Raw genomic sequence first — 18989 nt, 5'->3', positions numbered from 1 at the left:
GGCCCGACCCTAACGGTCCGCTTTCGCCATCCGCCCGCGGACCGCCCTGGCTCCGGCCCATCCGAGCCCGCCCGCCGCGACCAGCACCAGGAACATCTCGGGGAGGATCCCCAGCCGCGTGGCGGGGGTCTCGGAGGAACGCAGCGGCACCTTCTGGACCAGCGAGTCCGCCACGAACATCCCGGTCCGCTGGGTGATCCTCCCGTCCGGCATGATGACGGCGCTGACGCCGCTGGTCACCGGCACCGTGACCGTACGGCTGTGCTCCACGGCGCGGACCCGGGACATGGCCAGCTGCTGGTACGTCATCTCACTGCGGTCGAAGGTCGCGTTGTTGCTCGGCACCGAGATGATCTGCGCCCCGTCCGTCACGGTGCTGCGCACGGCCCAGTCGAAGGCGGCCTCGTAGCAGGTGACGAGTCCGACCCCGGTGCCGTCCATCGCGAAGACGCCCGGCTTGTGACCCCGGCTGAAGTCCTGGCGCACCATCGACGTCCAGTTCTTGTTGATCGCGCCGAGCAGCGAACGCAGCGGAAGGTACTCGCCGAACGGCTGGACCTGCCGCTTGTCGTACGTGTCCAGGGGCCCCTTCACCGGGTCCCACAGGATCTGCTCGTTGTAGAGCTTGCCGTCGCGCTCCACGACACCGCCGACCGAGATGGGCGCGCCGATGGCCTTGGCCGCGGTGTCGATGACGGCGCGGGCGTCGGCGTTGGTGAACGGGTCGACGTCGGAGGAGTTCTCCGGCCACAGCACGAAGTCGGGCCGGGCGACCTTGCCCGCCTTCACCTCGGCGGCCAGCCGCTCGGTCTCCCGCGCGTGGTGGTCGAGGACCGCGCGCCGCTGGGCGTTGAACTCGAGTCCCGCGCGCGGAACGTTGCCCTGGATCACCGCGACGGTCGCCGTGCCGTCCTCGGCCTTGTCGCTCACCAGCGCACGCGCCGCGAGCGCCCCCACCACGGGGACCGCGACGGCGAGCAGCGCCACCGCTGCGGCACCCCGTCGTACGACACCGGCGCGACGACCCTCGACGACCTGGCGCACGATCTCGTACAGCCCGAAGCCGCAGAGCACCACCCCGAATCCGAGGACCGGAGTCCCGCCCAGCGCGGCCAGCGGCAGGAAGACACCGTCCGCCTGCCCGAAGGCGATCTTCCCCCAGGGGAAGCCGCCGAACGGCGCACGCGCGCGTGCCGCCTCTCCCGCGATCCACACGGCGGCGGCCCACAGGGGCCAGCCGGGCAGCCGGGACACCAGGGTGATGCCCGCGCCGACGAGCGCGATGTAGACCGCTTCCACGGCGACCAGGGCCAGCCAGGGCCCGGGGCCGACCTCGACGCCGGTCCACACGAGCAGCGGCAGCAGGAATCCGAGGCCGAACAGGTAGCCGAGGCCGAGCCCCGCCTTCCACGAGCGACCGCGCAGGACCCAGGCGAAGACCGCGAAGGCGGGCAGGGCCAGCCACGACACCGTGCGCGGCGGGAAACTGACATAGAGCAGCACGCCGGAGAGGGCCGCGACGGCGGCCGGAGCGTATCGCCGTGCCAGTCCGGCCACGCGCGATGCGGGCGCGGCCTGGGGTTCGAGCTGTTCCGGCTCGTCTACGGAGGTTGCGGTGGCGGTCACCCGGGGAGTGTACGGCGCGTGACCTGGGCTCCGACAAGCACGGTCCGGCCCGGGGCTCTTGAAGCTCCCGTTGTTCCCGGTGGGCCCCGGCCCCGGGTTCCGCGCCGCCCCGGGGACGGCCCACCCGTCCCGGGCGCCGCTCGCCGCCCGTGCGTCGTTTTTCTGCGCAACTCATCCACAAACCGGCGCATCAGCCGTTACGGTGTGCCCGAGCCTGCGACGTGGCCGGATGTGGCCGCGGTGGTCGGGGTCCGTCACAGGTCGGGGGGCGACGGGGTGGGTTCCACAGGGATGACGTCCGCGGCCGGTGCCACGTCCGCGAACGAGAGCCGAAACGTTTCGGACGCGGCGGGCGTGATCGTGCTCGGGGCCTGCGCGGCCTGGTCACTGATCACTGCGGCCGTGCACGACGGACGCCCCGAGGGCGTCCTGCTCGCGGTGCTGGCGATGGCCGCCGGCTACGCCTCGGGCCGGATCCTGGGCGCGGTCGCGCCGGTCGCCGCTCCCTGCGCCGGGGCCCTCGTGGGACTCGGCCTCGCCCTCACCGAGCGGTACACCACCCCGGGCCCGCAGATCACGGCGCCGCTCGGGCAAGCCGGCGCCACGGCCGCACTGCTGATCCTGTCGATCGCGGCGGCGTCCTGCGCGGCCCGTGCGGCGCGCCCGCCGGCACTTCGGCTCGCGCTGCACCTGCTGGCCGTCGGAATCACGGTGACCGCCGCGGTCCTCGGCTCGGCCGCTGGATGCGCCCTGGGCGCCGCGGTGCTGCTGTGCTCGCTCGCCGCCGACCGCGTGCGGCTCCGCGGCCTCGGTCTCGGAGCCTTCGCGCTCACCGCGGCATTGGTCACGTCGACGACCTGGGCCGTCGCCGAGGACGCCCTCCCGGACGGGCTGACCGCCTCCCTCGAAGGTCAGCTCACCGAGCACCGGGTGCTGCTCTGGCAGGACGCGCTCCATCTGGTCGGCCGCAGTCCGGCACTGGGAGTGGGTCCGGGTCGCTATGGGGAGCTCAGCCCGACGATCGCGCTGGCGCCGCTGCCCGACGGCAAGCCCCACTCCGCCGTACTGCAGCAGGTGGCCGAGCAGGGCGTGGTCGGCGCTCTGCTGCTCGCCCTGCTCTTCTGCTGGGTCCTCTACTCACTCTGGCGTTCTCCGCAGTCCACGGCGATCGTGCTGACGGCGGGGGCGGGCCTGACCGCGCTGGCCGTGATCGCGTCGGTGGGCAACGCGCTGAGTTTCACCACGGTGACGGCCGGCGCGGGGCTGCTCGCGGGGCTCGCGACGGCACGGCCGTTGGCAGACGGGTGTCCGCAGCAGGTCCTGCGGGAGGACGACCATCTCTGGGCGCACCGGCTCGAACCGTGACCCCGCAAGGCGGCACCCCGGCCCCATGGCCGTACGGGCGCACATGCCTGACAGGCGTGCTGGATCAGATCACGGCGCCGGGAGTGGCCGGCCTCAGCCTGTCCCGGATCACTCGTACGGCCGCCTCCGCGTTGTCCACCGTGATGGTGAACGTATGGCCGTCACCGAGTCTGAGCACCATGCCCTCGCCGCGACGGACGACGACGGCGGTGCCCTTCTCGGGACGCCAGCGGTAGCCCCAGCCGCCCCACTGCCATGGAGTGACGCTGGGCGCGAAGTCGGCGCCGACCACTTCCGAGAGCGGGATGCGGCGCCGGGGCAGACCGACGTGACCGCAGCGCACTTCGAGGCAGTCCTTGTCGACCTTCACGGCGACGTGCACGAAGGCGAGCGTGCCGAAGAGAACGAGCAGTCCCGCGGCGATGCAGCCGACGACGGACATGGCGAGCGCGGCGACACCCGAGGTCCAGGTGGACTCGACGGCCAGCTCGATGCCGAGCGCGATACAGGCGGCGCCGGCGAGCGCCGGAAGCCACTGGACGCGATTGGTCGCACGCCCGGTCCAGACATCGGAGTGCGGGATGTATTCGCCGTGGGGGTCGTCCCTCATGCCTAAGAGACTACTCATGTTCCGCAGCGCGGGCACCGGCTCGCAGAGCGTCAGCACTCCGGCCGCACCGTCGCGGACGGAGGGCGCCCGAGCGGTGACAGGCGGTCAGCGGGCCGGGCTGACCGCCTGCAGGAGGCGGCCTTCCCCGTACTCCAGCGCGGGCCGGGGCAGAGCCCCCACCCGGCCGCTGAGAAGGACGGTGACGGTGCCGTCGGCGGCCGCTCCCGGGTCCGGGAAGGCGCCGATCCTGCGCAGCGCCTGCGCGGCGACCGCGCCGGCGGAGGCGTGCAGGACGAGCGGCGGAAGGCCGGGCCGCTGCACGGCCGCGCGGATCCGTTCGGCGACCAGCTCGTAATGGGTGCACCCCAGGACGACGGCCCTTACATCGTCGGGGGTCCGGGCGGCGGCCGCGGCGATCGCGGTGTCGATACCCGCCTGGTCCCCGTGTTCCACGGCGTCGGCGAGCCCGGGGCAGGGCACCTCGGTGACGGCGACCCCCTCGGCGAACTCACGGATGAGTCCCCGCTGGTACGGGCTGCCGGTGGTGGCGGGGGTGGCCCAGATCGCGACGGGACCGCCGCCGGCCGCGGCCGGCTTGATCGCCGGGACCGTGCCGATCACGGGCACGGCCGGCTCCAGGCGGGCACGCAGGGCGGGCAGCGCGTGCACGGAGGCGGTGTTGCAGGCGACGATCAGCGCGTCGGGGTGGTGTCCGGCCGCCGCCTCGGCGACCGCGAGCGCGCGCTCGGTCACCTCTTGGGGCGCAAGGGGTCCCCACGGCATGGTGTCGGGCGCCGAGGAGAGGACCAGATCGGCGTCGGGCCGCAGTCTACGTACCGCGGTGGCAGCGGCGAGCAGTCCGATTCCGGAGTCCATGAGCGCGATCTTCACCCGGTCACCATAGACGATCCGCCCCGACGGGCCCCCGGGGTGGGGCAGACTGCCGCGCGTGAGTGCCGTCGCGTGGACCGCCGTGGGATCACTGGCCGCCTGGCTGTGGCTGCTGCTCGGGCAGGGCTTCTTCTGGCGTACGGATCTGCGGTTGCCACCGCGCCGGGAGCCGGACGACTGGCCGTCTGTCTGTGTCGTCGTCCCCGCACGTGACGAGGCGGGTGTCCTGCCCGCGAGCCTGCCGACCCTCCTCGCGCAGGACTATCCGGGGCGGGCCGAGGTCTTCCTCGTCGACGACGGCAGCTCGGACGGCACTGGGGAACTGGCCCGTGAACTGGCTCGCGCGCACGGGGGGCTCCCGCTCACCGTGGACTCGCCCGGGGAGCCGCCCGCGGGCTGGACCGGCAAGCTGTGGGCCGTACGGCACGGCATCGCCCTGGCCCGCACCCGCGAGCCCGTGTACCTGCTGCTGACGGACGCGGACATCGCCCACGCCCCCGACAGTCTGCGGACGCTGGTGGCCGCGGCGCACACCGGCGGTCTCGACCTCGTCTCCCAGATGGCGCGGCTGAGAGTGGCGAGCGTGTGGGAGCGGCTCGTCGTGCCCGCGTTCGTCTACTTCTTCGCCCAGCTGTATCCCTTCCGGTGGATCGCGGTGCGCGGTTCACGCACGGCGGCCGCGGCCGGTGGCTGCGTGCTGCTGCGCGCCGACGCCGCCGAGCGGGCGCGGATTCCGGACGCCATCCGGCACGCCGTCATCGACGACGTGGCGCTCGCCCGGGCGGTCAAGGGCGCCGGCGGTCACATCTGGCTGGGGCTCGCCGAGCGGGTGGACAGCGTGCGTCCCTACCCGCGGCTGCACGACCTGTGGCGCATGGTCTCGCGCAGCGCGTACGCCCAGCTGCGGCACAACCCGTTGCTGCTCCTGGGGACGGTCGTCGGCCTCGCCGTCGTCTACCTGGTGCCGCCGCTCGCGTTCGTCACCGGCCCGGTGGTGGGGAGCGCGGCCGTCACGGCGGCCGGAGGGCTCGCGTGGCTGCTGATGACGGCGACGTATCTGCCGATGCTGCGCTACTACCGGCAGCCCTGGTGGCTCGCGCCCCTGCTGCCGGTCACCGCGTTCCTGTACCTCCTCATGACGGTCGATTCCGCGGTGCAGCACTACAGGGGGCGCGGTGCGGCCTGGAAGGGCCGCACCTACGCCCGGCCCGACACCGCGCTCGACGAGCACTGACCGCTCACTTCCTGCCGGGCGTCCAGTTCATGCCCCACCCGTAGACGTGGTCGACGGTGCGCTGCGGGCTCACGCCGCGTTCGGGCACGAGGTAGCGGGCCTCGCGCTGGACGATCAGGTCGCCGCCGCTGTTGGTGATCAGAGCGAGGGCGCAGACGGTCGAGGGCACGGTGCACTCGTCGAGCGAGAAGTCGACCTGCGCGCCGTTCGTCGGCTGGAGGGTGACCGTGGCGTGCAGGTCGGCGAAGGAGCGCGCTCCTTCGTAGATGGTCACGAAGATGAGGATGCGCCGGAAACTCTGGCGGTGGTCGAGGTTGACGGTGAGGTTCTCGCCGCTCTCGACGGCACCGGTGCGGTCGTCGCCGTCGAGATGGATGTACGGCGGCTGGTGGAGCGCTCCGAAGGCGTTGCCGAGCGCCTGGACGACTCCCTTGCGGCCGTCGGACAGTTCGTAGAGGGCGCACAGGTCGAGGTCGAGGTCCGCGTGCATCGCGACGGCCCGGCCCCGTTTGCTGCCCCACCCCGAGAACTGTTTGCGTACCTGCCAGTTGAGGTTCACCCGCATGGAACCGGAGGTTCCGCCCTGTTTGGCCAGCGACACCGAGGGGGCCTCTTTGGTGAGGGTGACCTTGGACAGACGCACGGGAGCCTGGGGCGGGGCGGGCGGTGGCGGTGGCGGCGGCGTGGGGGGCGTCACGGCGGCGGGCGGGGCGACCGGCGGGGGCGGACCGGCCACACGCGTGCCGGGCTCGGGCGGCGGGGAGGCGGCGGGCAGTGGAGCAGCCGGCCGAGGGGGCGGGGGCAGCGGGGCGGGAGGCACCGCGGCGGGCGGTCCCGTGTGCTGCGGCTCGTCCACCGTGATCCCGTAGTCCGTGGCCAGTCCCTCCAGGCCGCTGCCGTACCCCTGTCCGACCGCGCGGAACTTCCAGGCGCCCTGGCGCCGGTAGAACTCCCCCAGCACGAAGGCCGTTTCGACCGTCGCGTCCCTGCTGTCGAAGCGGGCGACCTCCGTGCCCCGGCCCGCGTCGAGCACCCGGACGTGCAGGCCGGGCACCTGCCCGAAGGTGCCGCCGTCGGCGGAGGCGGCCAGCACCACGGTCTCGATGGCGGGCTCCACGCGCGCGAGGTCGACGAGCAACGTGTCGGTCACCTGACCGCCCGCGTCACGCTTGCCTTCGTGCCGCACGGCGCCGGAGGAGTGCGCCGGCTGGTTGTAGAACACGAAGTCTGCGTCGGAACGCACCTTCCCGGAGACGAGCAGCAGCGCCGACGCGTCCGCGTCGGGCACCCCTGGGCCCGAGCTCCAGCCCATTTCGACGCGCAGCGCACCCGTCGGCACTGGAACATTTGATCCTTTAGACATTGTCATGTCCGCCCCCATCACGTGTCACCGCGCCAGGCCGTGCCCCCGGGCCGCCTCTCCGGCCCGTTGCCGACCAACCTATTCCCCCGGGGCCGGGAAGCGCCCGGACTGCCTCGGAAGACCAATGGTCAACCCCCGGTAACCCCTTGGGAACTCGGCCTTTACACGATCTGAACCCGGTTTGGCGCCCTTTTTTGCCGAGTTCGCTCGCATTGGGGATCCCGAGGTGTCGCCGACACGGAAAACAACCCTCTTATCGGTCTCCCCAACCAGCACATCGTGGGCTTAACTTATGTCCCATGACCTCCCCCCGCTCCACCTATGGCGGCGGTTACTACTCCGCGCCGTCCTTCCCGGACACCCCGATCTACGACTCGCTCGTCGCCGAGCGGGGCACCCCCCAGATCGCCCCGATCCGGGTTCCCGCCGCCTACGACACGAGCAGCAGTTACCTGCCCGCGCTCCCGTCGGCACTCCCGGCCCTGCCGGCCGGACCCTCCCACCAGGTCCCCGCCTACGGCGGCTACCCGCAGGCCCAGCAGCCGTCCCCGCTGCAGCAGGCCCCCGCTCCGTACATCCCGCAGCAGGCCGGCGCCCCGCGCGGCTACCCGGGCCCCCAGCAGCAGCCGCAGCGCCCGATGGCGACCGGCACCGGCTACGAGGCGATGCGCCCCGCCGCTCCCCGCCCCGCCCCGGCCCCGTACCAGGACCCGTACAACAACCAGCAGTACCGCGGCTACTGAGGTCTCAGCACGGGATGGTCGGCGCCTACTGGCACGATGGCGCCATGGGGAACGCGGAGCTGCACTCGATCCACGTCCATCCGGTCAAGGCGTTCCGTGGCCAGGCGCCACGGGACGCCGTCGTGGAGCCCTGGGGGCTGGCCGGGGACCGGCGCTGGGCCCTGATCGACGGCGGGGGAAAGGTCGTCACCCAGCGCCAGCAACCACGTCTGGCGCTGGCCGCCGCCGAGCTGATGCCCGGCGGCGTTCGGCTGTCCGCTCCCGGCCGTACGTCACTCGGTGTCCCGGTGCCGGATCCGACCACCGCGGACAGGGCCACACTGGACCTCTTCGGCGACAAGGTCGAGGCGGTCCTCGCCGGCCCCGCCGCGCACGCCTGGTGCAGCGAGTACCTGGGATCCGAGACGCGCCTCGTCCACATGGACGACCCGGCCACCCGCAGGCCGGTGGACCCGGAGTACGGACGTCCGGGCGAGACCGTCAGCCTCGCGGACGGCTATCCGCTGCTGCTCACCACTCTCGCCTCGCTGGACGCGCTCAACTCCTTGATCGCCCGGGGTGACCGTGCCCACGAGGGCCCGCTCCCGATGAACCGCTTCCGGCCGAACGTGGTGGTGGCGGGTACCACGGCATGGGCCGAGGACGACTGGACCCGCGTCACCATCGGTGAGGTCGCCTTCCGGGTCGCCAAGATGTGCGGCCGCTGCGTCGTCACCACCACCGACCAGGACACCGCCGAGCGCGGCCGGGAACCCCTGCGCACGCTCGGGCGTCATCGCCGCTTCGGGTCACACCTGATCTTCGGGCAGAACCTGGTGCCGGAGTCCACCGGCATCGTGCGCGTCGGCGATCCGGTCACGGTCGTCTCCTGACCGGCGCGATCGGTTTCCGGTCACCCTTCCGATCCTGGTGAGCCAGAGCCTCCCACGCGGGAACCCGAGCCCCGGGCACGGTCGTTGAGGCTGTGTGAGAAGTTCATGAGAGGACCGCGGCAGGGGGGATTCCGCTCTCGCCCTCCCCGGTCCACGGGTGAACGGCTCGCAGGGGGCAGCACGGACGCGGAGGGCGGAAGGGGGTGCGCGGTCATGCGCACAATCGGCGGGCTCTGGCGCTGGCGGCGCAATCCGCTGCGCCGCGGGACCGATCTGGCCGAGGCCTGGCTGGCGCTGCTGGCCCTCCTGCTGATCGCCGTCGTCGCTCCCCTGACCGGCGTGGCCGCCGGAGCCGCCGCCGAGCACGCCCTCCAGCAGTCCGTCCGGGACCAGCACAGGGCCCGGCACGAGGTGGTGGCCACCGTGGTCAGGAAGCTGACGCGCGCCCCGCTGGAACCCGACCCCGAGGCCTCGTCGGCGCAGGACCCGCGCAGCCGCGTCCTCGCCGGCTGGACCGCCCCGGACGGCTCCGCCCACCGAGGCAAGGTGATCACGGTGCTCAGGTCCCCGCACCGGGGCGACCACTTCCCGCTCTGGACCGACCGGCACGGCCGGCTGGTCGGCCGCCCCCTGGACCCGGCCGCCGCGACGACGCACGCGGTGCTGGCGGGGGTCGCCGCGGCCCTCATGACCGCGGTGCTCCTGGAGGCCGCACGCCGTGTGATCGTCTGGCGCATGATCCTTGGCCGGTACGCCCGTTGGGATCAGGCATGGGACCGCGCGGGCCCGGACTGGGGCAGGACAGGCACCGGCAGCTGACCGCCTTCCCGCTCCGGTCAACCCACCGTCCCCGCGCACGCTACGGTGGGACGGCCGGACTGTTCGGCATCGTCGTGAGAAGCTGTTCTTGATCGCGACGGCGTTTCAGCACGGCCTCGCAGGACCCGCGTACGACGAGGTGGGGGCAGAACAGCGCCATGGCACAGGGCACGGTCCAGGTGACGCACACCGGCACCTCGCGGTGGCGGCGCCGCACGGGAGAGTACGCATCACTGGCCGCGGCCCTGGAAGCGGCCGCCGACGGCGACGTGCTCACCGTCGCCCCCGGTACGTACCGGGAGAACCTCGTCGTCCAGCGCGCGGTGACACTGCGCGGTCCCGAGGGCTCGCCCGGCTCCGTGCGCATCGCGCCCGTGGACGGCGTGCCGTTGACCGTCCGCGCCTCCGCCGTCGTCCAGGACCTGCACGTGGAGGGCCAGGACTCGGCCGCGCCCGCGCTGCTCGTCGAGGAGGGCACCCCGGAGCTGCTGGACATGCGGATCGTCACCCGGTCCTCGGCCGGCATCGAGGTGCGCGGCGGCGCGCGTCCGACGGTGCGCCGCTGCACGGTCGACAATCCGGCCGGCGTCGGCATCGCCGTACTCGACGGCGGCGGCGGGGTGTTCGAGGAGTGCGAGGTCGTCGCGGCCGGGCAGTCGGGCATCGCGGTCCGCGGGGGCGGCCGCCCCCGCCTGGAGCGCTGCCGGGTGCACCACGCCTCCGGCGCGGGCCTGTCGGCGACCGGCGAGAACTCCTCGCTGGAGGCGGTCGGTTGCGAGGTCTACGAGGTCAAGGGCTCCGGTGTGCAGATCACCGGGCGGGCCGCCGCCCACCTCACCGACTGCGATGTCCACCGTACGACCTCGGACGGCGTCACGCTGGACACGGACGCGGTGCTCACGCTCGCCGACTGCCGCATCCACGACATCCCGGAGAACGCGGTCGACCTGCGCTCCCGCTCGGTCCTCACCCTCACCCGCACCACCGTCCGCAAGTTCGGGCGCAACGGCCTGTCGGTGTGGGACCCGGGCACCCGTGTGGACGCCAACCAGTGCGAGATCTTCGACAGCACGGGCGACTACCCCGCGGTCTGGGTCAGCGACGGCGCCACCGCCGTACTGGAGTCGTGCCGGGTGCACGACGTGCCGGACGCCCTCTTCGTCCTCGACCGCGGTTCGCGCGTGGACGTCGTCGACAGCGACCTCTCCCAAGTGCGCAACACGGCCGTCTCGGTGAGCGACGGCGCCACCGCGCAGCTCGACGACTGCCGCATCCGCGACGCCGCGACGGGCGCCTGGTTCCGTGACCACGGAAGCGGCGGAACGCTGTCCGGCTGCACCGTGGACGGCACCCAGACCGGTGTCATCGTCACCAAGGGCGCCGACCCCACCTTCGAGCGCTGCACGGTCGACTCCCCCGCGGAGGCGGGCTTCTACGTGTCGGCGGGCGGGCGCGGCAGCTTCCACCACTGCCGCGTGACGGGCAGCGGGGGCTACGGCTTCCATGTCATCGACGGCTGCCGCGCGACGCTGAAGAAGTGCCGTACGGAGCGGTGCGCGCGCGGGGGCTACGAGTTCGCCGACGGCGGCAACGCCGCGGGCGGCGGCCCGGTCGTCGAGGACTGCACGAGCGACGAGAGCGCAGGAGCACGGTCCCCGGCACCCGAGACGGCCGTACAGACGTCCGGTCCGTCCGCCGGTCTGCTGGGCGCGATCCCCGGCCAGCGCACCACCGAACAGGAGTCGCCCGCCGGTTCCCCCCTGCCCGAGGAACCCGCCCGCTCCTCCAAGGCCGTCCTCGGCGAACTCGACGCGCTGGTGGGCCTGGAGAGCGTCAAGCGCGAGGTACGGGCCCTCACCGACATGATCGAAGTGGGCCGTCGGCGTCAGGAGGCGGGTCTCAAGGCGGCCTCGGCGCGACGCCATCTGGTCTTCACGGGCTCCCCGGGCACCGGCAAGACGACGGTCGCCCGCCTGTACGGCGAGATCCTCGCCTCCCTCGGTGTCCTGGAGAAGGGACATCTGGTCGAGGTCTCCCGCGTGGATCTGGTCGGCGAGCACATCGGCTCCACGGCGATCCGCACCCAGGAGGCGTTCGACCGCGCTCGCGGTGGTGTGCTCTTCATCGACGAGGCGTACGCGCTGTCGCCGGAGGACTCGGGACGCGACTTCGGCCGCGAGGCCATCGACACGCTCGTCAAGCTCATGGAGGACCACCGGGACGCGGTCGTCGTGATCGTCGCGGGCTACACGGCCGAGATGGAGCGCTTCCTCACGGTCAACCCCGGTGTGGCGTCCCGCTTCTCGCGGACCATCACCTTCAGCGACTACCTCCCCGAGGAGCTCCTGCGGATCGTGGAGCAGCAGGCCGAGGAGCACGAGTACAGCCTCGGGTCCGGCGCGTCCGAGGCACTGCTCAAGTACTTCACGGCCATCCCGAAGGGACCCGCTTTCGGCAACGGCCGCACCGCGCGGCAGACCTTCGAGGCGATGGTCGAGCGGCACGCGGGCCGGGTCGCCCAGCTCGACGAACCGAGCACGGACGATCTGACCCTGCTCTACGCGGACGATCTTCCGGAGCTGCCCTGAGCGTCGCCGTCGGGACGCGGGCCCGGCACCTCGTGCCTCAGCCGCGCCAGCAGGCGTTCCCGCTCCTCCGCGAAGGCCGGATCGGACTGGTAGTCCGAGTGTCCGAGGATCGGGGCGGGCAGCGGATGCTCGAGGGTGCGTCCGTAGACGAGGGGGTCCTCCAGGGGCGCGCGGTCGACCTGGGGGCCGCAGTCCCCGGGCAGGCGTACGGGGCCGCCGATGGGGTCGGTGAGCCGGTACAGATTGCGCCAGCAGTCGACCTCGCGGTGCAGCGAGGCGAGGGCCGCCGGGCCGAAGTGGGCGGGGAACCAGCGCCCGTAGAGCCGTTCCAGCGGTGAGCCGTAGGTGAGCAGGGCGACCCGTCCGCGGACCGAGGGCTTCAGCTGCCAGGCCGCGGCGGCCGCCAGCACACTGCCCTGGGAGTGCCCGGACAGCACGAGGCGTCCGCCGGTGGCGCGGGTCCAGGTGACCATGCGCCAGGTCAGGTCGGGCACGGCGCGCTCGGCGTAGCAGGGCGGTGCGAAGGGGTGGGCGGCGCGCGGCCAGAAGGTGCCGACGTCCCAGAGGATGCCGATGGTGCGGCGGGCGGCGGGGTCCTTGTAGGCGCGCCGGCCGGAGGTGACGAGCAGTATGAAGCCGAGGCCGATCAGCCAGGATCCGAGGGACTGCGCGGATTCGGCCGCGCCGTGTACGAAGGCGTACGAGCCCCGCGCCGCCCGGGTCGGCGTGTCGCCGGTCGTCAGTGCGCCCACCAGGGCCGCGGACGCCAGGAGCAACGTCACGAGTGAGGTGACCCCGACGACAAGGGGTGCCTGGTCGGTGAGGGCGGCCACGGCCCGGGTGCCGGCGATGCGGCGGGTGCGGGCGCTGTCCTTGGGCTCTCCCCGGTAGTCGTGTTCCACCGCGCGCATCTCACGGGCGCGCAGACGCCAGGTGCGCAGGGCGAGTCGGCCGCAGAGTCCGAGCAGCACGAGCAGCGCCGGCGGGATCACGGACGCCTGCCAGGTCAGCAGGACGGGCGGACCCGGCAGCGAGCCCTGGGTGCCGTCCAGCCAGTCGGCGACGCGTTGGGCCACTCCGCCGGACATCACACCGCCCAGCGCGCAGGCCAGCATCGCGACGGCGGGTCCGGCCAGACCGCGCATCGCCGTCCGCGTGTCGACGGGGGTGTCCCCTGTTCGCGCGGCACCGACGCCCCGCGGGAGGGCGCGGTGCAGGACGCCGGCCACCACACCGAGCGCGACGACGAGCACGCCCTGCGCGAGGGCGAGCCCGCCGAAGACAGCGTCGCCGGGGAGCCGTCCCGTCGACTGCCAGCCCGGCCGCGACCAGCCGGCGTACACCAGGGTGAGGGCGAGCAGGACGACCGCGCCCACGGGCAGCGCCCGCACCAGCGTCGCGTCCAGTTCCCGGTCGAGCCGGTGTTCGCTGCGGCCGCGGCGGCAGACCACCCACAGCACGACGAACGCGCCGACGGCCAGGGCCGTGTACAGCAAGTGGCCCAGGAATCCGAGCAGGACGGGTCCCGCGGCCTCGCTGTCGAAGCGGGCCGCGGGGGCGCCGACCGCCGCGCCGACCGTCAGCAGACCCGCGGCGGTGTGCGCGGCACGCAGCCGGGCCACCAGGCGGCGCCCGTACCAGAAACCGGGGCGGGCGAGCGCGGTGGGGTCGGTCTCCTCCTCGGGTTCGGCCGCGCGGGACACCGGCTGCTGGGACTCGTAGGCGCTCCAGGTGCGGTGGGACAGGTACCACAGCAGGCAGGTCAGGGCCGTGGGCACCAGACTGGCCAGGGCGAGGCGGCGGCCGGGCCTGCTCCACCAGCCGTCGTGGGACAGGTCCGGGGAGAGGAAGGCCAGCCAGGAGTGTTCCTCGGCGCACGCGCGCGTGCCCGCGCACTGCCAGGCGGCCAGGTCGAGGGCGACCTCGCAGGCCGCGGCGACCAGCAGCACGGTCAGGGTGAGGCCGGTCAGCCGGACGAGCAGACCGTACAGCCGGACCGTGCCGCGGCGACCGCGGCCGGCGGGGCGCATCCAGTGCGCGAGGTTGACGACCATGAAGGGCAGCAGCAACAACCACAGGGCACGGGTGCCGTTGCCGGAGGTGAGGTTGCACCACACATATGCCTCGGGGACCGGTCTGCCGCGGTAGTCGTCGGGGCGCCGCTCCGCGTCGGCGTCTTCTCGGCGACGGTGGACCGCCGCGACCTCGTCGCCGCTGATCCGCACCGTGCGCGGGTCGTCCAGCATCTCCTCGGGTGTGGTGCCGCCGACTCCGTGGACCAGGAGTTCGAGGGCGGTGTCGGCCGCTTCGGGCCGTTGTGCGGGGCCGGTGAGCTCTCCCGCCGAGGTCTGTTCCCGTGCGCGCTCCACAGTCTCTGTGCTTCCCCCGTGCCGTGTCCGTCACCTGCGTCATGGAAGGCACAAGGATCTCGACCGGGGACCGCGCCCGCACCGATGGTCACGGAATCTCCCCGATATGTGTGACAGCACCGCGAAGGGAGAGGAACGGAGACCTCACAGGGAGTGGCGCGACTGTCGGTGCCCCGTGCGAGGATGGGTCGTCCTGCAGGCCTCGGAGAGGGAGAACGGCCACGTGGGAGTGGGTTCGGACGGAGTGTCGGGCAGGTCGGACGAAAGGACCGGAGCGGACGTGAGTGAGAATCAGAACCTCCTCGCGGAGCAGCGTCGCGCCCTGATCCTCGACGAGGTGAGGCGCCGGGGCGGCGTCAGGGTGAACGAACTGACGCGCAAACTCGGGGTCTCCGACATGACGGTCCGCCGCGACCTCGACGCTCTCGCGCGCCAGGGCGTGGTGGAGAAGGTGCACGGCGGAGCGGTGCCGGTGGCCGAGGCGAGTACGCACGAGCCGGGTTTCGAGGCCAAGTCGGGTCTGGAGCTGACCGCCAAGGAGGACATCGCGCGGGCCGCCGCCCAGCTGGTCGTGCCGGGCACCGCGATCGCGCTCTCGGGCGGTACGACGACGTACGCGCTGGCCCATCGGCTCCTGGACGTGCCGGACCTGACCGTGGTCACCAACTCGGTGCGGGTGGCCGACGTGTTCCACGCCGCGCAGCGCGTCTCCGGTCAGCGACAGGGCGCGGCCACGGTCGTCCTGACCGGCGGGGTGCGTACGCCGTCCGACTCGCTCGTCGGTCCGGTGGCCGATCAGGCCATCGCCGCGCTCCACTTCGACGTGCTGTTCCTGGGGGTGCACGGGATATCCGTGGAGGCGGGCCTGTCCACCCCGAACCTGGCGGAGGCGGAGACCAACCGGCGGCTGGTGCAGTCGGCACGGCGTGTCGTGGTGGTCGCCGACCACACCAAGTGGGGCACAGTGGGGCTGAGTTCGTTCGCCGCGCTGGAACAGGTCGACACGCTGGTGACGGACGCCGGGCTGTCGGCCGAGGCACGCGCGGAGATCGCCGAACACCCGACACACCTCGTGGTGGCCGGTGAGCCGGCGGACGGTACAGACATCTGACGGGCCGCCAGCTAGGGTGACGCTGCTCGTGCGGCGGTCGGCGGTACGGGCGCGCTCCGGTCCCTGGCCGCCCGCGCCCGGGACGCCGTTCCCATCAGGGGGTTTCGCCCATGGCACGCCGTCTGCGCCCGGTGGGTCCCGAATTCGCCGGGACCGCTCCCCTGCGCCTGGTCTTCGCCCGCGAGATGACCGCTCCTCCGGGGGCCGTCTTCCGGGCCCTGGCCGAGGACGTGTCCGGCTGGAGCGAGTGGTTCTCGGCCGTGACGCTCGCGCGGCCGAGCGGGGACGGCACCGGGCGTGAGGTCCGGCTCCGTGGCGGCACCCGTTTCCAGGAGACCGTACTCGTGTCCCGGGCCCCCGAGGTGTACGCGTACCGGGTGGACGTCACGAACGCGCCCGGCGCCCGTGCCCTGGTCGAGGAGTGGCGGCTGACGCCGGCCGGGAGGGGCACACGGGTCCAGTGGACCTTCGCCGCCGACGGGACGGCTCCCTTCCGGGTGGCTCTGAAGGTGGGCCGGGCGGGTCTCGGCCGGGCCTTCCGGGACGCGCTCACGGCGCTGGACCGGCGGCTGGCGGCGACACCCGCGTAGAACCGGCGTGTGCGTCGCCTGTCGCGTGTCGTGCGTCGTGTGTCGTGCGTCGCCTGCCGCCTGCCGCCTGCCGCCTGCCGCCTGCCGCCTGCCGCCTGCCGCCTGCCGCCTGCCGCCTGCCGCCTGCCGCCTGCCGCCTGCCGCGACGGTACGCCCGGCGCGCGTACGCGACTCGGGTTCAGTCGGGCCAGACGCCCGTCTTCAGGAGTGACGCGATGGCGGTCGTGTAGGGCGTGATGTCCAGGCCCTGGTCGGCCAGCCACGTGTCCGAGTAGTACTTGTCCAGATACCGGTCCCCCGGGTCGCACAGCAGGGTCACGACACTGCCGTTGCGTCCCTCGGTCACCATCTCGGCGACGATCTTCAGCGCGCTCCACAGTCCGGTGCCGGTCGAACCGCCCGCCTTGCGGCCGATGGCCTGTTCCAGTGCCCGTACGGCCGCCACGGTCGCGGCGTCGGGCACCTTCATCATCCGGTCGATGGCGCCGGGTACGAAACTCGGTTCCATCCGGGGCCTGCCGATGCCCTCGATCCGCGAGCCGCAGTCGCAGGTGACGTCCGGATCGCCGGTGGTCCAGCCCTCGAAGAAGCACGAGTTCTCCGGGTCGGCGACGCAGATGCGGGTGTCGTACTGCATGTAGTGGACGTAGCGCGCGAGGGTCGCCGAGGTGCCGCCGGTGCCGGCCGTGGCGACGATCCACGCGGGCTCCGGAAAACGTTCCAACTCCAGCTGCCGGAAGATGGATTCGGCGATGTTGTTGTTCCCGCGCCAGTCCGTGGCGCGTTCCGCGTAGGTGAACTGGTCCATGTAGTGGCCGCCGGTCTCGACCGCGAGGGCGGCGGACTCCTCGTACATCCTGCGGGAGTCGTCCACGAAGTGGCACTGCCCGCCGTGGAACTCGATCAGGCGGCACTTCTCGGCGCTCGTCGTGCGCGGCATCACCGCGATGAAAGGCACTCCGACGAGCTTCGCGAAGTATGCCTCGGAGACGGCCGTCGAGCCGCTGGACGCCTCGATCACCGGACGGCCCGGACGGATCCAGCCGTTGCACAGGCCGTAGAGGAAGAGCGAACGGGCGAGCCGGTGCTTGAGGCTCCCGGTGGGGTGGGTCGACTCGTCCTTCAGATACAGGTCGATGCCCCACGCCTCGGGCAGCGGGAAGCGCAGCAGGTGCGTGTCGGCGGAGCGGTTCGCGTCGGCGTGCACCTTGCGGACGGCCTCTTTGAGCCAGGTCCGGTACCGCGCGTCGCTGTGGTCGACGTCGAGGGTTTCGCCGGTCCGGATCTGCTGAGGGCTGCTCACGGCGGGGCTCCTTACGCATCGCGCCGACGCCGGTTCAGATGGTCGGACGCCCCGATCATAGACACCTTGCACACGCTTCTCACCTGCATAAACACGTCTTTGAGCGGCTCAAAGGGACCCCTGGGGCAGGATGTCCGAAGCGATGGGGGCGCACCCGGGCGAGTGCTCCCGTCCCCGCTGTCACCTCGTCGCGCGCACTGGTGCTCGCCGCTGCCTGCGGGCAGACTGCACCGCACGGGACGCTGCCCGCGTCCGACCGCACCGCACGGGACGACCCTCCCGCGCCGGGTGCGCACACCGGACCGCAGCACGCGCGGGATCCGGGACAGGGCACAGCCGAGGCGCACAAGGGGGCGGGGCATCATGGCGGAGCCGGAGTTCACGGCCACGGGCGTGCGGATCGGGAAGAGGCTGCGCTCGCTCACCCGGGCCGGACAGGTCAGGATCAGCGACGGCAGGCTGGAGCTGCTCACCAGCTACGGCAGCGAGATCGACAGTGCCCCGGTGCAGGCGGTGCGGGCCTCACGGCCCTGGTTCGCACCCGAGGACCGGGCGTTGGCGGACGTCAACGGCACGCGTTACTCGCTCACGCTCGGCGAGCACGATCCCGCGCCGGGAAAACCGGGTCCGCCTTCGGCACGCCGGTTCATCGAGGCGGTACGCAGGGCGGCGGGGAGCAGCGGCTGACGTGGTGGCCGTGACGGCCGCGACGGGAGCCCCTTCGCTCCGGCCACGCGACGGCCCGGCGCACGGGCCGTGTCCGCCGAACGTGCCGCGAGTTGCGGGACGGCACCCTCTGAGTCACGCTGTTCTCACATCACTCTGGGTTTACCGGCGATAACGCTGCGAACCAGCCGCCGGTCACCACAGCAGGCGGCTGCCCCACTCAGCCACTCTGCTGGATTCGATCTCCGCCTTCTTCCGGACCTCAATTCGGGGAGTCGCAGCCGTGATCAGCCAGCCGAACAGGCATTGCACGGTGGAGCTCCAAGCCCTGCCGTCGCGGATCGGCCAGGTCCGCAGAATCGTTTCTGCGCAATTGCGCTACTGGCATCTGGACCCCTTGATCGACCGCGCCGCGCTCGGCGTGACCGAACTGCTGACCAACGTTCACCTGCACGCCCAGCCGGACAAGGTGTGCACCGTGGAGATCGAGCTGCTGCTCGACCGGCTCACGGTCTCGGTGCACGACCACGACCCCCGCCTGCCCGAACTGCGGGACGCCGGCCCCACCGCCACCGGCGGGCGGGGCCTGGCGATGGTCGCCGCCGTCAGCGAGAGCTGGGGCGTGCGACCGGACGGGGAGTCGGGCAAGGTCGTGTGGTTCACCCTTCCGGCGCCCTCGCCAGCGGTGGCGCCGCCCGTCCTCGCGCCGTACGACACGCTCCGCGAGCCCACCCTCCGGCACGCCGTCGACCCGCTGGACGGGCGCAGGTCCGAACACGCTCCCGCCCGGTCGGCCGTTGTCGGCTGACCGGGCGGTGACCCCCTTCCCGTACGCCACG

At 72.7% G+C, this 18989-nt stretch carries 16 protein-coding genes; 10 read left to right on the top strand and 6 right to left on the bottom strand.

The window, feature by feature from the left end:
• Positions 1-9: 9 nt before the first annotated feature.
• Entirely contained in the window at positions 10-1626 is a 1617-nt protein-coding gene (gene lnt, locus ACFVTC_RS02310; protein ID WP_390123045.1) for an apolipoprotein N-acyltransferase, read from the bottom strand.
• A 291-nt stretch (positions 1627-1917) separates the two neighbouring features.
• On the opposite strand from lnt, the gene ACFVTC_RS02305 reads away from it, so the two are divergent.
• Positions 1918-2991, top strand: a complete 1074-nt coding sequence (locus ACFVTC_RS02305) for an O-antigen ligase family protein (RefSeq protein ID WP_390123043.1) — start codon at positions 1918-1920, stop codon at positions 2989-2991.
• A gap of 64 nt (positions 2992-3055) precedes the next feature.
• On the opposite strand, the gene ACFVTC_RS02300 is transcribed toward ACFVTC_RS02305, so the two are convergent.
• Positions 3056-3601, bottom strand: a complete 546-nt coding sequence (locus tag ACFVTC_RS02300; RefSeq protein WP_390123041.1) for a hypothetical protein — start codon at positions 3599-3601, stop codon at positions 3056-3058.
• Between the two features lie 105 nt (positions 3602-3706).
• Positions 3707-4492 (bottom strand): glutamate racemase, encoded by a 786-nt coding sequence (locus ACFVTC_RS02295; protein WP_390123040.1) that lies wholly within the window; start codon positions 4490-4492, stop codon positions 3707-3709.
• A 58-nt stretch (positions 4493-4550) separates the two neighbouring features.
• Here ACFVTC_RS02295 and ACFVTC_RS02290 point away from each other — a divergent pair, with 58 nt between their 5' ends.
• Complete coding sequence (locus ACFVTC_RS02290; RefSeq protein WP_390123038.1) at positions 4551-5726, top strand: glycosyltransferase; 1176 nt, start codon at positions 4551-4553, stop codon at positions 5724-5726.
• A gap of 4 nt (positions 5727-5730) precedes the next feature.
• Here the strand turns inward: ACFVTC_RS02290 and ACFVTC_RS02285 are convergent, their stop codons facing one another.
• The gene (locus ACFVTC_RS02285) at positions 5731-7095 is read right to left on the bottom strand and encodes a TerD family protein (protein WP_390123036.1); all 1365 of its coding nucleotides are present in this window, start codon (positions 7093-7095) and stop codon (positions 5731-5733) included.
• A 293-nt stretch (positions 7096-7388) separates the two neighbouring features.
• Here ACFVTC_RS02285 and ACFVTC_RS02280 point away from each other — a divergent pair, with 293 nt between their 5' ends.
• From ACFVTC_RS02280 to ACFVTC_RS02265, 4 genes are all read left to right on the top strand, one after another.
• The gene (locus tag ACFVTC_RS02280; RefSeq protein WP_385087591.1) at positions 7389-7832 is read left to right on the top strand and encodes a DUF6643 family protein; all 444 of its coding nucleotides are present in this window, start codon (positions 7389-7391) and stop codon (positions 7830-7832) included.
• A 44-nt stretch (positions 7833-7876) separates the two neighbouring features.
• The gene (locus tag ACFVTC_RS02275; RefSeq protein ID WP_390123034.1) at positions 7877-8704 is read left to right on the top strand and encodes an MOSC domain-containing protein; all 828 of its coding nucleotides are present in this window, start codon (positions 7877-7879) and stop codon (positions 8702-8704) included.
• Between the two features lie 213 nt (positions 8705-8917).
• On the top strand, positions 8918-9523 hold the full coding sequence (locus ACFVTC_RS02270; RefSeq protein ID WP_390123032.1) for a hypothetical protein: 606 nt from the start codon (positions 8918-8920) through the stop codon (positions 9521-9523).
• Positions 9524-9681: 158 nt separating this feature from the next.
• On the top strand, positions 9682-12111 hold the full coding sequence (locus tag ACFVTC_RS02265) for a right-handed parallel beta-helix repeat-containing protein (protein ID WP_390123030.1): 2430 nt from the start codon (positions 9682-9684) through the stop codon (positions 12109-12111).
• On the opposite strand, the gene ACFVTC_RS02260 is transcribed toward ACFVTC_RS02265, so the two are convergent.
• Positions 12081-14480 (bottom strand): hypothetical protein, encoded by a 2400-nt coding sequence (locus ACFVTC_RS02260; protein WP_390123028.1) that lies wholly within the window; start codon positions 14478-14480, stop codon positions 12081-12083. The two genes, ACFVTC_RS02265 and ACFVTC_RS02260, sit on opposite strands and share 31 nt — an antisense overlap.
• A gap of 280 nt (positions 14481-14760) precedes the next feature.
• Here ACFVTC_RS02260 and ACFVTC_RS02255 point away from each other — a divergent pair, with 280 nt between their 5' ends.
• Both ACFVTC_RS02255 and ACFVTC_RS02250 read left to right on the top strand, forming a co-directional pair.
• Positions 14761-15591 carry a DeoR/GlpR family DNA-binding transcription regulator gene (locus tag ACFVTC_RS02255; protein ID WP_390123026.1) on the top strand — a complete coding sequence of 277 codons (831 nt, stop codon included), beginning with the start codon at positions 14761-14763 and terminating at the stop codon, positions 15589-15591.
• 110 nt (positions 15592-15701) lie between these two features.
• On the top strand, positions 15702-16181 hold the full coding sequence (locus tag ACFVTC_RS02250) for an SRPBCC family protein (RefSeq protein WP_390123024.1): 480 nt from the start codon (positions 15702-15704) through the stop codon (positions 16179-16181).
• Between the two features lie 178 nt (positions 16182-16359).
• On the opposite strand, the gene ACFVTC_RS02245 is transcribed toward ACFVTC_RS02250, so the two are convergent.
• Entirely contained in the window at positions 16360-17484 is a 1125-nt protein-coding gene (locus ACFVTC_RS02245) for a PLP-dependent cysteine synthase family protein (protein ID WP_390123022.1), read from the bottom strand.
• 363 nt (positions 17485-17847) lie between these two features.
• On the opposite strand from ACFVTC_RS02245, the gene ACFVTC_RS02240 reads away from it, so the two are divergent.
• Together ACFVTC_RS02240 and ACFVTC_RS02235 are read left to right on the top strand one after the other, a co-directional pair.
• Positions 17848-18171: a hypothetical protein gene (locus ACFVTC_RS02240; RefSeq protein ID WP_168526651.1), complete on the top strand. Its 324-nt coding sequence runs from the start codon at positions 17848-17850 to the stop codon at positions 18169-18171.
• A 262-nt stretch (positions 18172-18433) separates the two neighbouring features.
• Positions 18434-18958, top strand: coding sequence for an ATP-binding protein (locus ACFVTC_RS02235; protein ID WP_390123020.1), 525 nt, complete (start codon positions 18434-18436; stop codon positions 18956-18958).
• Positions 18959-18989: the final 31 nt, after the last annotated feature.

The sequence above is a fragment of the Streptomyces sp. NPDC057950 genome, from assembly GCF_042887295.1.
Lineage (GTDB): Bacteria > Actinomycetota > Actinomycetes > Streptomycetales > Streptomycetaceae > Streptomyces > Streptomyces kaempferi.
The sequence above is the reverse complement of the archived record's forward strand: the minus strand, read 5'-3'. Positions and strand labels throughout refer to the sequence as shown.

Coding starts and splice junctions, on each gene's coding strand:
- ACFVTC_RS02305 (WP_390123043.1), top strand. CDS start 1,918: ATGACGTCCGCGGCCGGTGCCACGTCCGCGAACGAGAGCCGAAACGTT.
- ACFVTC_RS02300 (WP_390123041.1), bottom strand. CDS start 3,601: ATGAGGGACGACCCCCACGGCGAATACATCCCGCACTCCGATGTCTGG.
- ACFVTC_RS02285 (WP_390123036.1), bottom strand. CDS start 7,095: ATGACAATGTCTAAAGGATCAAATGTTCCAGTGCCGACGGGTGCGCTG.
- ACFVTC_RS02280 (WP_385087591.1), top strand. CDS start 7,389: ATGACCTCCCCCCGCTCCACCTATGGCGGCGGTTACTACTCCGCGCCG.
- ACFVTC_RS02275 (WP_390123034.1), top strand. CDS start 7,877: ATGGGGAACGCGGAGCTGCACTCGATCCACGTCCATCCGGTCAAGGCG.
- ACFVTC_RS02270 (WP_390123032.1), top strand. CDS start 8,918: ATGCGCACAATCGGCGGGCTCTGGCGCTGGCGGCGCAATCCGCTGCGC.
- ACFVTC_RS02265 (WP_390123030.1), top strand. CDS start 9,682: ATGGCACAGGGCACGGTCCAGGTGACGCACACCGGCACCTCGCGGTGG.
- ACFVTC_RS02250 (WP_390123024.1), top strand. CDS start 15,702: ATGGCACGCCGTCTGCGCCCGGTGGGTCCCGAATTCGCCGGGACCGCT.
- ACFVTC_RS02240 (WP_168526651.1), top strand. CDS start 17,848: ATGGCGGAGCCGGAGTTCACGGCCACGGGCGTGCGGATCGGGAAGAGG.